Below are 12,259 nucleotides of genomic sequence, written 5' to 3'. Positions count from 1 at the left end.
CCTTGAACCGTGGGCTTGTCCTGTTCTACCTTCGCCACATGGTCGGGGCATCAACGCCCGCTCATGAGCTGCACAACGAGCGGGCGGCAGACAGTCCGGGTGATGCGTTATGCGACCGCATCTCGCGCTGATCGAGGACGACCCCGACTTCGCACTGATGTGCCGTTCCTATCTGGAGCGCGCGGGCTTCACCGTCACCTGGGCCATGGACGCGCGCGCCGGCAAGGCCGCTCTGCACGAGGGCGGCATCGACCTCGCCGTCCTCGACCTGGGGCTGCCCGACGGCAGCGGCCTCGAGCTGCTGCGTGCGTTGCGCTCCACCAGCCGGCTGCCGGTCATCGTGGTCAGCGGACGCGGCGCGGAGACGGACCGGGTGGCGGGGCTGGAGATCGGCGCCGACGACTACCTGGTGAAACCGTTCTCACAACGGGAACTGGTGGCCCGTATCCACGCGGTGCTGCGCCGCTCGCAGCCGCCCGAGGCGCCCACCGTGCTCCGGGTCGGCTCCCTGCTCATCGACAGCGCGGGCCGCCAGGCCTCCGTCGACGGCATGACGCTGACGCTGCGTCCCAAGGAGTACGCGCTGCTGGAGATGCTGGCCCAGGCGCCCGGCCGGGTCTTCTCGGCGGAGCAGCTGCTGGAGCGGATCTGGGGCTCGTCCTGGCAGCAGGCGGCCACCGTGGTCGAGCACGTGTACCGGCTGCGCGGCAAGCTCGCGGCGATGCCCGCCCCCGCCCCGCGGATCACGACCGTCCGCGGCTACGGCTACCGCCTCGACCTGTGAGTGACCCGCCTCGGTCCGGAGGTCCGACCATGCCCGACGAGCCGGACTACCGGCGCCTGTTCGACGCCACGCTGTCCCCGCTGCTCGTCCTGAGCACCGACTTCACCATCGTCGAGGTCAACCGCGCGTATCTGACGGCGACACGGACGGAGCGGGACATCGTGGGGCGGCCGATCTTCGAGGTCTTCCCCGACAATCCGGACGACCCCTCGGCCGACGGCGTGGCCAATCTGCGGCGCTCACTGGAGACGGTGGTGGCGAGCGGCCGTACGGACACGATGGCGCTGCAGCGCTACGACATCCCCGCCGGCGAGGAGGGCGTCTTCGCCGAGCGCTACTGGAGCCCGGTCAACGCACCGGTCCTGGACGACGACGGCCGTGTCGTCCACATCATCCACCGGGTCGAGGACGTCACGGACTTCGTGCATCTGCGCCGGGTCGGGCGCGAGCAGCGGCGGGCCGTCGCCGAGGCGCAGATGCGGGCCGAGGGCATGGAGATCGACCTGTTCGTCCGGGCCCGGGAGATCCGCGAGGTCAACGAGCAGCTCAGCCGGGCCAACGCCGAACTCGACGCCGCCGGACGCCGGTTGCGGGAGGAGCAGCGGGCCAAGGACCGGTTCATCGCCACCCTCTCGCACGAACTGCGCAACCCGCTCGCCGCCGCCACCGCGGCCACCGAGCTGCTCGCCCTCGACCTGCCCGGCGGCCATCCGGCGCTGTCGGTCCTGGAGCGGCAGCTGGGCACACTGGCGCGGATGAGCAACGACCTGCTGGACGGCACCCGGGCGGTGACCGGACGTCTGGAGCTGGTGCGCGACCCGGTCGACCTGCGCTCGGTCGTGGACGGCGCGTGTGCCGACATCCGGGGCGTGTTCGGACACGAGGGCCGCACCCTGGGCGTCGTCGTGCCGTCCGAGCCGGTGATGATCGACGGCGACCGGCTGCGCCTGGCCCAGGTGCTGACCAACCTCCTGTCCAACGCGCTGAAGTACACCCGGACCGGCGGACACACCGAGGTGGGCCTGGAAGTCGAGGACGGCTTGGCCCTGCTCACCGTCCGCGACGACGGCATCGGCTTCGCCCCGGAACAGGCCGAGGAGCTGTTCGGGGTGTTCATGCGGGCCGCCCCGGCCGGCCCCGACACCCCGGAGGGGCTGGGACTGGGGCTCGCGGTGGCGCGCACGGTGGTGGAGCTGCACGGCGGCCGGATCGGCGCCCACAGCGACGGCCCCGGCAAGGGCGCGGCGTTCACGGTGCGGCTGCCGACCACCGAGGTGACGGCCCCTCGGCCGACGCGCACCACGGCCACCCGTCCGGCACCCGGCCGTCTCTCCCTGCTGATCGTCGAGGACAACGCGGACCTGGCCGCCACCTACCGCACCCTGCTGGAACGCCGGGGCCACCGGGTCGCCGCCGTCCACACCGGCGCGGATGCCCTCGCCGCCACCGGGAACGAGTCCTTCGACGCCGTCCTGTGCGATCTGGGGTTGCCGGACATGGACGGTTACACGGTCGCCCGTACCCTGCGTGCCAGGCCGGGCGGGGACCGATTGCGCCTGATCGCGGTGTCCGGGTTCAGCCGGGGCACCGACCGCGCCCTGTCCCGTACGGCCGGTTTCGACGCCCACCTGGCCAAACCACTGCCGCTCGCCGAGCTGCTGGACCTCCTCGAACGGCTCGGCCAGGCCTGAACTCGCCCCCGCATCTTCCCCCTTGCGCCCTCCTGTGCTTGCCTGGGGAACCGTTTTCGGTTGCCGGGGCGGGAGTTGCTGCATGCGGAAACCGTGGATCGTGGGGGTGTCGCTGGCCTGCGCGCTCCTGCTCGGCGGGTGCACCGACCCGTCGTCCGCCCCGCAGGCCCCGCCGCCCTCCCCGGCCGTACCGGGCGCGAGTGCCACCACGACCCACCAGCGGGCCCCCGCCTCCCCCGGCCGCCCGGCCGTGGCCCCCAAGGTGCTGTACCTCGGCGACTCGCTGGCGATGGAGGCCCAGAACGTCCTCGGACGGCAGCTGCGCACGGATCTGAACGCGACCTACGCCAGCGCCCCGTACTCGGGCACCACACTCTGCGACTACCTGGAGGGCACCGGGGCGCGCTCGCTGGTGCCGGACGCCGACAAGGCCGCCGCGCTGGTACGGGCACGGCATCCGGACTACGTGGTGATGCAGTTCTGGGGCAACGCCTGGGGCTACACCTGGTGCATGAACGGCATCACCTACAACGCCTCGCAGCAGCGGTACTTCACCCGCTACCGCGCCGACCTGCGCAGACTCACCGAGCAGATCGCGGACGCGGGCGGGGCGAAACGGCCGAGGATCGTGTGGGTGCTGCAGGGACCGGATCCGATCACGCCGGACCGGGTGCGCCGCGTCAACGAGATGTACGAGCAGCAGGCCGCCGCCTCCCACGACCTGGTCGCCGACGCGGGCGCGACGGTCAGCCCGGCGGGCGGCCGCTACACCTGGGCGCAGTACCTGCCGTGCACCCCCTACGAGCACGCGCACCCCGACTACTGCACCCAGGCGGACCAGGACCGTACCGCCCTCCACCTCAGCTCGGACTACCTGCACTTCTGCCTGGCCCCCACGACGTCCACCCCCAAGCCGTGCCCGGTGCGCTCCCCCGGCATCCTGCGCATGGCCCGCGAGGTCACCCGGGTGATCGCGCGGCAGGCAGCGGGGCACTGACCGCCGGCCAGTGACCCCGCGCGCCCACGGCAGCAGCAGTCGGACGGGCCGTCACTCGCCCGCGTAGGCCTTCTCCAGGGCCGCGATGTCGAACTTGGACATCGCCATGAAGGCCTTGGTGGTGCGGGAGGCCTTCTCCTGGTCCGGGTCGCTGATCATGTCGATCAGCTTGTCCGGTACGACCTGCCAGGACAGGCCGTACCTGTCCTTGAGCCAACCGCAGGGGCCCGGCTCGCCGCCGCCCTCGGTGAGCTTGGTCCAGTAGTAGTCGATCTCCTCCTGGTCCTTGCAGAAGATCTGGAAGGAGATCGACTCGTTGAACGTGAACTGGGGCCCGCCGTTGAGCGCCACGAACTTCTGGCCGTTGGCGGTGAACTCCACCGCCAGCACGGAGCCGACCGGGCCCGCTCCCCCTTCGACGTTCCGGCCGACGCGGCCGATGCTGGAGTTCTTGAAGATCGAGACGTAGTAGTGAGCGGCCTCCTCGGCCTGTCCGTCGAACCAGAGACAGGTGGTGAATCCGTCGGTGGTCATGGGCTCCTCCTGGGACGTGGAACGCTGTCACCTCTACCGACCGATCCTGGCGGCGGAACTCATCGGTGGGGCGACCGATTAATCCATATGGCCCTGCCTAGGCCCCCGCCTAGGCTCCGCTCTATGACGTCATCCCCCACGGACACGATCCGCCCCTTCCGCCTCGACATCCCGCAGCGCGACCTCGACGACCTGCGCGACCGCCTCGACCGCACCCGCTGGCCGGACGAGCTGCCGGGCACCGGATGGGCGTACGGCGTGCCGGCCGACTATCTGCGCGAGCTGGTCCACTACTGGCGCCACACCTACGACTGGCGGGCCGCCGAGGCGCAGCTGAACCGGTGGCCGCAGTTCACCACCACCATCGACGGCTCGACCGTGCACTTCGCGCACGTCCGCTCCCCCGAACCGGACGCCACCCCGCTGATCATCACGCACGGCTGGCCGGGATCGATCGTGGAGTTCCTGGACGTGGTCGGCCCGCTCGCCGATCCGGCCGCGCACGGCGGCGACCCGGCCGACGCCTTCCACGTCGTCGTCCCCGGCATTCCCGGGTTCGGGCTGTCCGGACCGCCCACGGACACCGGCTGGGAGGCGGGCCGGGTCGCGGACGCCTGGGCCGAGCTGATGCGCCGCCTGGGCTACGAGCGCTTCGGCGCGCAGGGCGGCGACTGGGGCGCGGCGATCTCCCGTGAACTGGGGCGCGCCCACCCCGACCGGGTGATCGGCGTCCACCTCAACCTGCTGCCGGGGGCTCAGCAGCTCACCGAGCCCACGCAGGAGGAGCTGGACGGGCTGGGCACCGAGGAACAGGAGCGGGCGCTGCTGTCGTGGCGCCGGTGGAGCGAGTGGTCGCGCGAGGGCACCGGGTACGCCGTCCTGCAGGCCACCCGGCCGCAGACCGTGGCCTACGCGCTCACGGACTCCCCCGTGGGCCAACTCGCCTGGATCGTCGAGAAGTTCCACGAGTGGACGGACTCCCAGCTGCTGCCGGAGGAGGCCGTGGACCGGGACCGGCTGCTCACCAACGTGATGCTCTACTGGCTGACCGGGACCGCCGGTTCCGCGGCCCGCATCTACTACGAACGCGCCCACGCCACCGGCCGGGTCGCCCTGCAGACCGAGCCGTCGACCGCCCCCACCGCACTCGCCCTGTTCCCGGCCGAACCCCAGATCCCGCTGCGACACAAGGCGGAACGCACCGAGAACCTGGTGCGCTGGACGGAGTTCGACCGCGGCGGGCACTTCGCGGCGATGGAGGAGCCCGACCTGCTGGTCGGCGACGTGCGGGCGTTCTTCCGGCAGCTGCGCGAGAAGGGCTGACGGCGGGCTCTGCCGGTGGCGAATCTGCCGCGGGCAGAGAAACCGCATCGGGGCACCGAACCGGGCCAAGAGTGGAGTCGACGGCATCACGATGCGACGGCATCACCCGTTCGACAGGAGAACCGATGACTCCACTCACCCCGCTCGCGCCCCGCGCCGAGGAGGGCGACACCCCGCCCAGCCGCTTCGACGACCATCTCGCCGCCCAACTGCTCGGGCAGCGCATCGTCTTCCTCGGCACCCAGGTCGACGAGATCTCCGCCAACCGGGTCTGCGCCCAGCTGCTCCTGCTGTCCGCGGAGGACCCGCGCAGCGACATCAGCCTCTACATCAACAGCCCCGGCGGCTCGGTCCACGCCGGTCTCGCCATCTACGACACCATGCGGCTGATCCCGAACGACGTCTCCACGCTCGCCATGGGCTTCGCGGCCAGCATGGGCCAGTTCCTGCTCAGCGTCGGCGCGACGGGCAAGCGGTACGCGCTGCCCAACGCGCGCATCATGATGCACCAGCCGTCGGCCGGGATCGGCGGCACCACCGCCGACATCGAGATCCAGGCGGAGAACCTGGAGCACACCAAACGGACCATCGAGCGGATCACCGCCGAGCACACCGGGCAGAGCCCGGAGACCATCTCCCGGGACGGCGACCGCGACCGCTGGTTCACGGCCGAGGAGGCCAGGGAGTACGGCATGGTCGACCGGGTCCTGGACTCCCTCGCGGACGTCCGCCCGGCCGCCTCCAAGCGACGGATGGGGCTGTGACATGGGGAACTACACGATTCCGTACGTCGTCGAGCGGACCGCGCACGGCGAGCGCTCCTCCGACGTGTTCAGCCGGCTGCTGTCGGAACGGATCATCTTCCTCGGCACCGAGATCGACGACGGCGTCGCCAACGTCGTCATCGCGCAACTCCTGCACCTGGAGTCGGCGGCCCCCGAGCACGAGATCGCGATCTACATCAACTCCCCGGGGGGCTCGGTCACTTCGCTGATGGCGATCTACGACACGATGACGTTCGTCCAGGCGCCGATCTCGACGTTCTGTGTCGGCCAGGCGGCCTCCACGGCGGCCGTCCTGCTGGCGGGCGGCGATCCGGGGCGGCGGTTCGTGCTGGAACACGCACGGGTGCTGCTGGGGCAGCCGGCCAGCGGCGGCCGGCAGGGCACGGTCTCCGATCTGTCCCTGCAGGCCAAGGAGATGGTGCGGATCCGCTCGCAGATCGAGGAGGTGCTGGCGCGCCACACCCACCACGACATCACGACCCTGCGCGCGGACATGGACCGCGACAAGGTCTTCACCGCCCAGGAGGCGGTGGCCTACGGACTGGCCGACGAGGTGCTGAGCCGGCGCCTCGTGGCGGTCTGAGGCGCCGGCCCGCTGCCGCGGTCAGGCGGCCAGGCACAGTCCGTTGTACGGCGAGGCGGGCGTGGCCGCGCTCCGGCCGTGCCGGCGACTGCCGCTCCGGGTGAGCTCGCCCTGCGCCAGCGACAGCAGGTCGCCGAGGCCCAGGCCCAGGGCGTGGGCGGCGGCCGCGAGGACCTCGGAGGAGGCCTCCTTGCGGCCCCGCTCCACCTCGGAGAGGTACGGCATGGAGATCCGGGCGGCGTCCGCCACGTCCTTGAGGGTGCGCTCCTGCGCGAGGCGCTCGCGCCGCAGGACGTCCCCGACCAGGTCACGCCAGAGCGGCTCCCTGGGCGCGGGGGGCGCCGGGGCCGCCTCACGCGGCGGCGAGGCTGCGGGACGTTCGGCCTGCGGACGGCGCAGGGGAATGACACGTGCTTCGTTCGGCGCTTGGCTGCTCACCCCCTCAGACTAAATTCGATCGCCCCGATGGGAAGAGATCGGCATTCTGCCCTGGGTGGAATCCCAGGAGCGGAGGACGCGATGAAGGTGCTGCGGGAGACGTTCAACGAAGTCGCGGAGCTGTACGACCGGGCACGGCCGCGCTATCCGGCCTCCCTCGTCGAGGAGTTGACGCGCGCCGCAGACCTCGGCCCGGACAGCAGGGTCCTGGAGATCGGTCCGGGCACCGGTCAACTCACCCTTCCGCTGGCCGAGTCGGGCTGCCGCATCACGGCGGTGGAACTCGGCGACGCCATGGCACAGGTGGCCCGGCGGCGCCTGCGCGGCTTTCCCCGGGTGGACGTGCGGGTGGCGGACTTCGAGCGCTGGGAACTGCCGGACGAGCCGTTCGACCTGGTGGTGTGCGCCACCGCGTTCCACTGGATCGACCCGGCGGTCCGGCTGGTGAAGTCGGCGCGGGCGCTGCGGCCCGGCGGGCGTCTGGCCCTGATCCTCACCGACCACGTCGCGGGCGGCACCGAGGAGTTCTTCCGGCTGGCACAGGAGTGCTACGAACGCTGGGATCCGGCCACCCCGCCCGGGCTGCGTCTGCAGCCGGCGTCCGAGATCGTCTTCGCGGAGACCGCCCAGCTCAACGGATCCGACCTGTTCGAGACCCCGGTGCCGGTCCGTGTCACCCAGGACATCACCTACACCGCCGACCAGTACATCGACGTCCTGCTGACCTACTCGGGCCACCGGGCACTGGACGACACGGCCCGACAGGGCCTGCTGACCTCTCTGCGGCAGCTCATCGACACCCGGTTCGGCGGGACCGTCACCAAGCGTTATCTCCACGAACTCGTCGTGGCCGCCCGGACACCGGAGTGATATTTTCCGCCAGCCGGATCTGCGGGAGGTATGGTCCGCCGAACCCGGGGTACCCGCATCCCGAGGACCCGAGGTAGTACACACCGTCGGACCCCGACTTCCGTGGGAGAGGAAATGAATACCGCCGTGAATCGGTCGAAGGCGCAGGTCACAGCGGAGACCGCCGGGACCGGCACGAGCGACGGGCCGCTTCCGGGCATCGTCGAGCCCCGGTCCGTGGCACCGCGCGACGCGCGAGAGCTGTCCCGGCAGTTCTTCCAGCGGCTCGCGGAGCTGGAAGAGGGTACGCACGAGTACCAGTACGCCCGTAACACCCTCATCGAGATGAACATGTCGCTGGTGCGGTTCGCCGCCGGGCGGTTCCGGGGGCGCGGCGACGACATGGAGGACCTCGTCCAGACCGGCATGATCGGCCTGATCAAGGCGATCGACCGGTTCGAGCTGTCCCGCGAGGTGGAGTTCACGTCCTTCGCGCTGCCGTACATCGTCGGTGAGATCAAGCGGTTCTTCCGCGACACCACCTGGGCCGTGCACGTGCCGCGGCGGCTGCAGGAACTGCGCGTGGAGCTCGCCAAGGCGCGCGAGGAACTCGCCAGCCGGCTGGACCGCGATCCCACGACCGCCGAGCTGGCCACGCTCATGAACATCTCCGAGAACGAGGCCGTCGAGGCGCAGATCGCCGCCAACGGGTACAACTCCTCCTCCCTGGACGCCGCGCTCACCGGCGACGGACCGGAGGGCGGCGAGGCGGTGCTGGCCGACTTCATCGGCGTCGAGGAGGACGGGCTGCGGCTCGTCGAGGACTTCCAGTCGCTGGCCCCGCTGATGGCCGAGCTCGGCGAGCGCGACCGGCAGATCATCCACATGCGGTTCGTGGAGGAGGCCACCCAGGCGGAGATCGGCGAGCGCCTCGGCTGCTCGCAGATGCATGTGTCCCGCCTGATCAAGCGGATCATCGCGCGGCTGCGCGAGGGCATGCTGGGCGAACTCGGCTGCGCCTGAGATACCCGCACGAAGTCGGCTGACCGCCGCGATGGCCCGCAGCGGTCAGCCGACGCACTCACTCCGCGCTCAGCGCCACCACGGCCGACACGCGCTTGCCCACCGGCACCCGTTCGACGGACATCCCCTTGGCGAGCGCGTGGACTATCTCCAGACCGTGCCGGCCGATGCGCTCGGGGTCGCGCGGGAACCGGCGCGGCAGGGCCGCGCTGCTGTCGCACACGCACACCGTCACAAAGGTGTCCGTGCCCTCCAGCTCCAGGATGTAGGGGCCGTTGCTGTGCCGGTCGGCGTTGGTGACCAGCTCGCTCACGACGAGCAGGACCTCCTCCTCGGCGCGTGACCCGATCTCGGCGCACCACTCCGTTCTCAGCCGGCCCACGAAGTGCGCGGCGAAGGCCCTGGCCTCGGCGATGCACCCCGGTTCGCCGGTGTAGTGGGCCGCCCGTCGGAGGGGTTCCACCGGTACATCGAAACCAGTTGCCACCACTGCTCCGCCCACATGGTCGTTCATGCGTTTCTCTCTCGGAAGCCGGACCGGCCGGACGCTGCTGCACCAGTGCTCGTACCCCGAGCCGCGCTTCGCAGTCCCCGCCGCGGCCCGATGTGTCCGCTTCCACTCAGAGCGCCGGTGTCGTGCCCACCGATGACAAGGAACTCAGTGAGCTCGAGGCCGTCGGCGGCTCGAGGGACGAGGAATCCGAGGACGGCGGCGCGGTCGTGGGCGGCACGGACGACGGCGACTCCGAACTCGGCGACGAGGAGGACGGGGAGGATGGGGTGCTCGAGCTGGGCGGGCAGGGGGACTTCTTGCCCGAACCCGGGCCCGGCGAGGAGGCGCACGGCGACGACGGCGTGGGCGTGGTGACGCTCACCGACGGCGAGGGTCGCGTCGGCGGTTTGACCGGCCGGTCGTGGTGCCCGGTGTCTCCGCGGTGCCGGCCGATCCAGGCCTTGTGGTGGGGGTCGTAGATCACGAAGACGTTGATGATCTGCGGTGCGGGTGTGACCACGACGGTGTTCGAGGCGTGGTACGACGGCCACGCGTCGCCGGTCTGCCTGAACGCGCCCTGCTGGGCGACGGGCTGGGTGAGCGGGTTGCCGCAGGCGCAGCGGACGCGGGGTACGCCGTGGCCGTCGACCATGACGGCGGTGCCCGCCTGAAGGACGGCCTGGTAGGTGGTGGCGGTGCCGTTGCGGTAGCCGTGGTTGGTGACGCGGGTGTCCATGCGCAGCTGCACCGGGGTGAGCGAGCGCAGGTAGGCGGGGACCTGGGAGGGGGCGATGCCCTCGACGCCGGCGAAGGCCTGGGTCTTCGCCGGGGTCGCCTGGAGGTACTTGATCTGCTGTTCCACGTCGCAGCTGGAGACGTTGCGGCTGCCGCCGTAGAGGCCGGGCGCGCCGCCGTCCACCCCCTGCACCGCGTTGGACTGGGCCGAGGGTGTGGCCGGAGAGGGCGAGACGGGGGTGGTGGAGCTGTTCTTGGCGGTGGACGGGGTGAACGGGTCGGGGCCGCTCTTGTCCGCCGCCTGAAGGAAGACCTCGCCGCTCTTCTTGCCGCCGCCACCCCCGCCCGAGTGGGTGAACACGAGTGCCAGGGCCACGACCGCGACGACCGCGGTGGTAAGCAGGGCGACGCGCGGTACCGACCTCCACCACGGACGGTGGGGTTCCGGTGTGGGCGCTCCGCCACTGCTGCCGGGCGGCGGCTCGGAGGGCGGACCGGACGGTGGCTCGGTGGGACCCGACAGCGGGCCCGAGGGCGGTCCTGTGGGGCGGCCGGAAGACGGCGGTTCGACGCTCACGAGCTCTTCTTCCCGACGTTGGATTCCTGCTGGTTTCCAGCTGCTTGCTCGGAGTTGTGCAGCTCAAATGACCTACATACCTATTGTCTGCATCTGTCGTGCGCGGCTCGCAAGCCGACGCGGACGGCCCTCCCGGCGGGCGGGGTGGGCGGGTGCTGCTTAGCGTGGCAGGCGTGAGCCTGCGAACCGCCTCCGAGCAGACCGTGACCCGTCATGGCTGGGTGCAGGCCCTGGCCGCGGTGCTGGCCGCGCTGATCGCCATGGGGGTCGTGGCCGCCCTGGGGTTGTGGGCGGCCGGAGCGACGGATCTTCCCCAGGGCGCGTTTCCCCGGGTGGTGGCGGCGACGGTGGTCACGGCCGTCGGCGGCACGATCGAGCTGTCCGGGGACGCGGGCGGGCTCGCCTCGTCCTCCGCCGGGCTGACCGTGATCCCGCTGTCCGTCACGCTGACGGGTGCGCTCGTGCTCGCCGCCGGCTTCCTGCGCCCGCTGCGGCACCGGGCGGTCACCGGAGCGCCCGAACTGGCTGGATGGGCGGCCCGGATCGCAGCCTTGTGGCTGCTCGCCCTGCTCGGTCTGGCCTTCGGTGCCCGCCAGACCTTCGCCCTCTCCCTCGGCAACGGCACGCTCAGCGACGTCGGTGACCTGTTCGACGTCTCGCCGAAGGTCGGTTTCAAGACCGACGTACCGCAAACGCTTCTCTTCGGCCTGCTGTGGCTGGCCGGCGTCCTGGTGCTGGCCCTGCTGGTCTCGCGCGGGGCGCCGCTGCCCGGCCGGTTGCTGCGCTTCCAGGAGTCGGTGCGTCCGGCCGCGTACGCGATGGTGGCCCTGCTCCTCGTGTACGTCGCTCTCGGCGTCGTCATCGGCCTGGTGACCGCGGCGACCCGCGGGCATGCCGTGGAGACCCTCGCGGTGATCCTGCTGGGCATGCCGAACCTGGCCTGGCTCACCCTCACCCTCGGCCTCGGCGCGACCTGGCACGGCAGGGTGCAGGGGCCGTTCGGGCTGCCCATGCCGCACGTGCTCGACGAGGTGCTGCGCACCAAGGACGTCTCCACGCTCAACCTGAGCACCCTCTCCGACTACGACAGCCGGGTGTGGTGGCTGGTCGTCGTGGACGCGGTGCTGCTGCTGGGCGCGGCCTTCGTGATGGCGGCCCGCTCCCCGTCCCGGACGCGCGCCTGGCAGCACGCCCTGCACATGGCCGTCGCCCTCGCGCTCACGGTCTGGATGATCTGCCTGGTCGGCCGGATCTCCGCGCACTACGGCCTGTCGGTGCTGGGCATCGGCGACCTGGGCGGGCGTCTGGGCGGGAACCTGTTCCTCACGCCCCAGGTGTGGAGCGCGCTGGGGCTGGCGGTGCTGTGGGGGCTGGTGACCGGGTTCCTGGGCGCGCTGCTGGCGAGGCCGGTACGGCGGAGGGGTGCCGCCGCAGGGGTGTGACGTGT

The 12,259-nt window shown here is 71.4% G+C and carries 13 protein-coding genes; 9 read left to right on the top strand and 4 right to left on the bottom strand.

All coding sequences use genetic code 11. The annotated features are described in order from the left end of the window. The first annotated feature begins 109 nt into the window (after nucleotides 1-109). The 3 genes from ABZ453_RS21690 (at nucleotide 110) to ABZ453_RS21680 (ending at nucleotide 3,472) form a co-directional block, all read left to right on the top strand. Nucleotides 110-784, top strand: coding sequence for a response regulator transcription factor (locus ABZ453_RS21690; protein WP_359016670.1), 675 nt, complete (start codon nucleotides 110-112; stop codon nucleotides 782-784). A 29-nt stretch (nucleotides 785-813) separates the two neighbouring features. Then, nucleotides 814-2,475: an ATP-binding protein gene (locus ABZ453_RS21685; RefSeq protein ID WP_359016668.1), complete on the top strand. Its 1,662-nt coding sequence runs from the start codon at nucleotides 814-816 to the stop codon at nucleotides 2,473-2,475. Between the two features lie 82 nt (nucleotides 2,476-2,557). Continuing rightward, a complete protein-coding gene (locus tag ABZ453_RS21680; RefSeq protein ID WP_359016666.1) occupies nucleotides 2,558-3,472 on the top strand; it encodes an SGNH/GDSL hydrolase family protein in 915 nt (304 codons plus the stop codon). A 51-nt stretch (nucleotides 3,473-3,523) separates the two neighbouring features. On the opposite strand, the gene ABZ453_RS21675 is transcribed toward ABZ453_RS21680, so the two are convergent. Continuing rightward, nucleotides 3,524-4,006 (bottom strand): VOC family protein, encoded by a 483-nt coding sequence (locus ABZ453_RS21675; protein ID WP_208785079.1) that lies wholly within the window; start codon nucleotides 4,004-4,006, stop codon nucleotides 3,524-3,526. A 123-nt stretch (nucleotides 4,007-4,129) separates the two neighbouring features. On the opposite strand from ABZ453_RS21675, the gene ABZ453_RS21670 reads away from it, so the two are divergent. From ABZ453_RS21670 to ABZ453_RS21660, 3 genes are all read left to right on the top strand, one after another. Then, complete coding sequence (locus tag ABZ453_RS21670) at nucleotides 4,130-5,329, top strand: epoxide hydrolase family protein (protein ID WP_359016664.1); 1,200 nt, start codon at nucleotides 4,130-4,132, stop codon at nucleotides 5,327-5,329. Nucleotides 5,330-5,454: 125 nt separating this feature from the next. Then, on the top strand, nucleotides 5,455-6,093 hold the full coding sequence (locus ABZ453_RS21665) for an ATP-dependent Clp protease proteolytic subunit (protein WP_359016662.1): 639 nt from the start codon (nucleotides 5,455-5,457) through the stop codon (nucleotides 6,091-6,093). A 1-nt stretch (nucleotide 6,094) separates the two neighbouring features. Beyond that, complete coding sequence (locus ABZ453_RS21660; RefSeq protein ID WP_356763927.1) at nucleotides 6,095-6,697, top strand: ATP-dependent Clp protease proteolytic subunit; 603 nt, start codon at nucleotides 6,095-6,097, stop codon at nucleotides 6,695-6,697. A 21-nt stretch (nucleotides 6,698-6,718) separates the two neighbouring features. Here ABZ453_RS21660 and ABZ453_RS21655 read toward each other — a convergent pair whose 3' ends face one another. Beyond that, on the bottom strand, nucleotides 6,719-7,135 hold the full coding sequence (locus tag ABZ453_RS21655) for a helix-turn-helix transcriptional regulator (protein ID WP_359016659.1): 417 nt from the start codon (nucleotides 7,133-7,135) through the stop codon (nucleotides 6,719-6,721). A gap of 81 nt (nucleotides 7,136-7,216) precedes the next feature. On the opposite strand from ABZ453_RS21655, the gene ABZ453_RS21650 reads away from it, so the two are divergent. Continuing rightward, nucleotides 7,217-8,005, top strand: a complete 789-nt coding sequence (locus ABZ453_RS21650; protein ID WP_359016657.1) for a class I SAM-dependent methyltransferase — start codon at nucleotides 7,217-7,219, stop codon at nucleotides 8,003-8,005. 114 nt (nucleotides 8,006-8,119) lie between these two features. Next, nucleotides 8,120-9,007 (top strand): RNA polymerase sigma factor SigF, encoded by an 888-nt coding sequence (locus ABZ453_RS21645; protein WP_359016655.1) that lies wholly within the window; start codon nucleotides 8,120-8,122, stop codon nucleotides 9,005-9,007. A gap of 58 nt (nucleotides 9,008-9,065) precedes the next feature. Here ABZ453_RS21645 and ABZ453_RS21640 read toward each other — a convergent pair whose 3' ends face one another. After that, nucleotides 9,066-9,521, bottom strand: a complete 456-nt coding sequence (locus ABZ453_RS21640; protein ID WP_133048660.1) for an ATP-binding protein — start codon at nucleotides 9,519-9,521, stop codon at nucleotides 9,066-9,068. Between the two features lie 106 nt (nucleotides 9,522-9,627). Beyond that, nucleotides 9,628-10,812, bottom strand: a complete 1,185-nt coding sequence (locus ABZ453_RS21635) for a DUF6777 domain-containing protein (RefSeq protein ID WP_359016652.1) — start codon at nucleotides 10,810-10,812, stop codon at nucleotides 9,628-9,630. 173 nt (nucleotides 10,813-10,985) lie between these two features. Between ABZ453_RS21635 and ABZ453_RS21630 the strand changes: the two genes are divergently transcribed. Continuing rightward, complete coding sequence (locus ABZ453_RS21630; RefSeq protein WP_359016650.1) at nucleotides 10,986-12,254, top strand: streptophobe family protein; 1,269 nt, start codon at nucleotides 10,986-10,988, stop codon at nucleotides 12,252-12,254. Nucleotides 12,255-12,259 lie beyond the last annotated feature (5 nt).

It is taken from the genome of Streptomyces sp. NPDC005799 (assembly GCF_040630525.1).
Classification (GTDB): domain Bacteria; phylum Actinomycetota; class Actinomycetes; order Streptomycetales; family Streptomycetaceae; genus Streptomyces; species Streptomyces griseorubiginosus_B.
The sequence above is the reverse complement of the archived record's forward strand: the minus strand, read 5'-3'. Positions and strand labels throughout refer to the sequence as shown.

Coding starts and splice junctions, on each gene's coding strand:
- ABZ453_RS21690 (WP_359016670.1), top strand. CDS start 110: ATGCGACCGCATCTCGCGCTGATCGAGGACGACCCCGACTTCGCACTG.
- ABZ453_RS21685 (WP_359016668.1), top strand. CDS start 814: ATGCCCGACGAGCCGGACTACCGGCGCCTGTTCGACGCCACGCTGTCC.
- ABZ453_RS21680 (WP_359016666.1), top strand. CDS start 2,558: ATGCGGAAACCGTGGATCGTGGGGGTGTCGCTGGCCTGCGCGCTCCTG.
- ABZ453_RS21675 (WP_208785079.1), bottom strand. CDS start 4,006: ATGACCACCGACGGATTCACCACCTGTCTCTGGTTCGACGGACAGGCC.
- ABZ453_RS21670 (WP_359016664.1), top strand. CDS start 4,130: ATGACGTCATCCCCCACGGACACGATCCGCCCCTTCCGCCTCGACATC.
- ABZ453_RS21665 (WP_359016662.1), top strand. CDS start 5,455: ATGACTCCACTCACCCCGCTCGCGCCCCGCGCCGAGGAGGGCGACACC.
- ABZ453_RS21660 (WP_356763927.1), top strand. CDS start 6,095: ATGGGGAACTACACGATTCCGTACGTCGTCGAGCGGACCGCGCACGGC.
- ABZ453_RS21650 (WP_359016657.1), top strand. CDS start 7,217: ATGAAGGTGCTGCGGGAGACGTTCAACGAAGTCGCGGAGCTGTACGAC.
- ABZ453_RS21645 (WP_359016655.1), top strand. CDS start 8,120: ATGAATACCGCCGTGAATCGGTCGAAGGCGCAGGTCACAGCGGAGACC.
- ABZ453_RS21640 (WP_133048660.1), bottom strand. CDS start 9,521: ATGAACGACCATGTGGGCGGAGCAGTGGTGGCAACTGGTTTCGATGTA.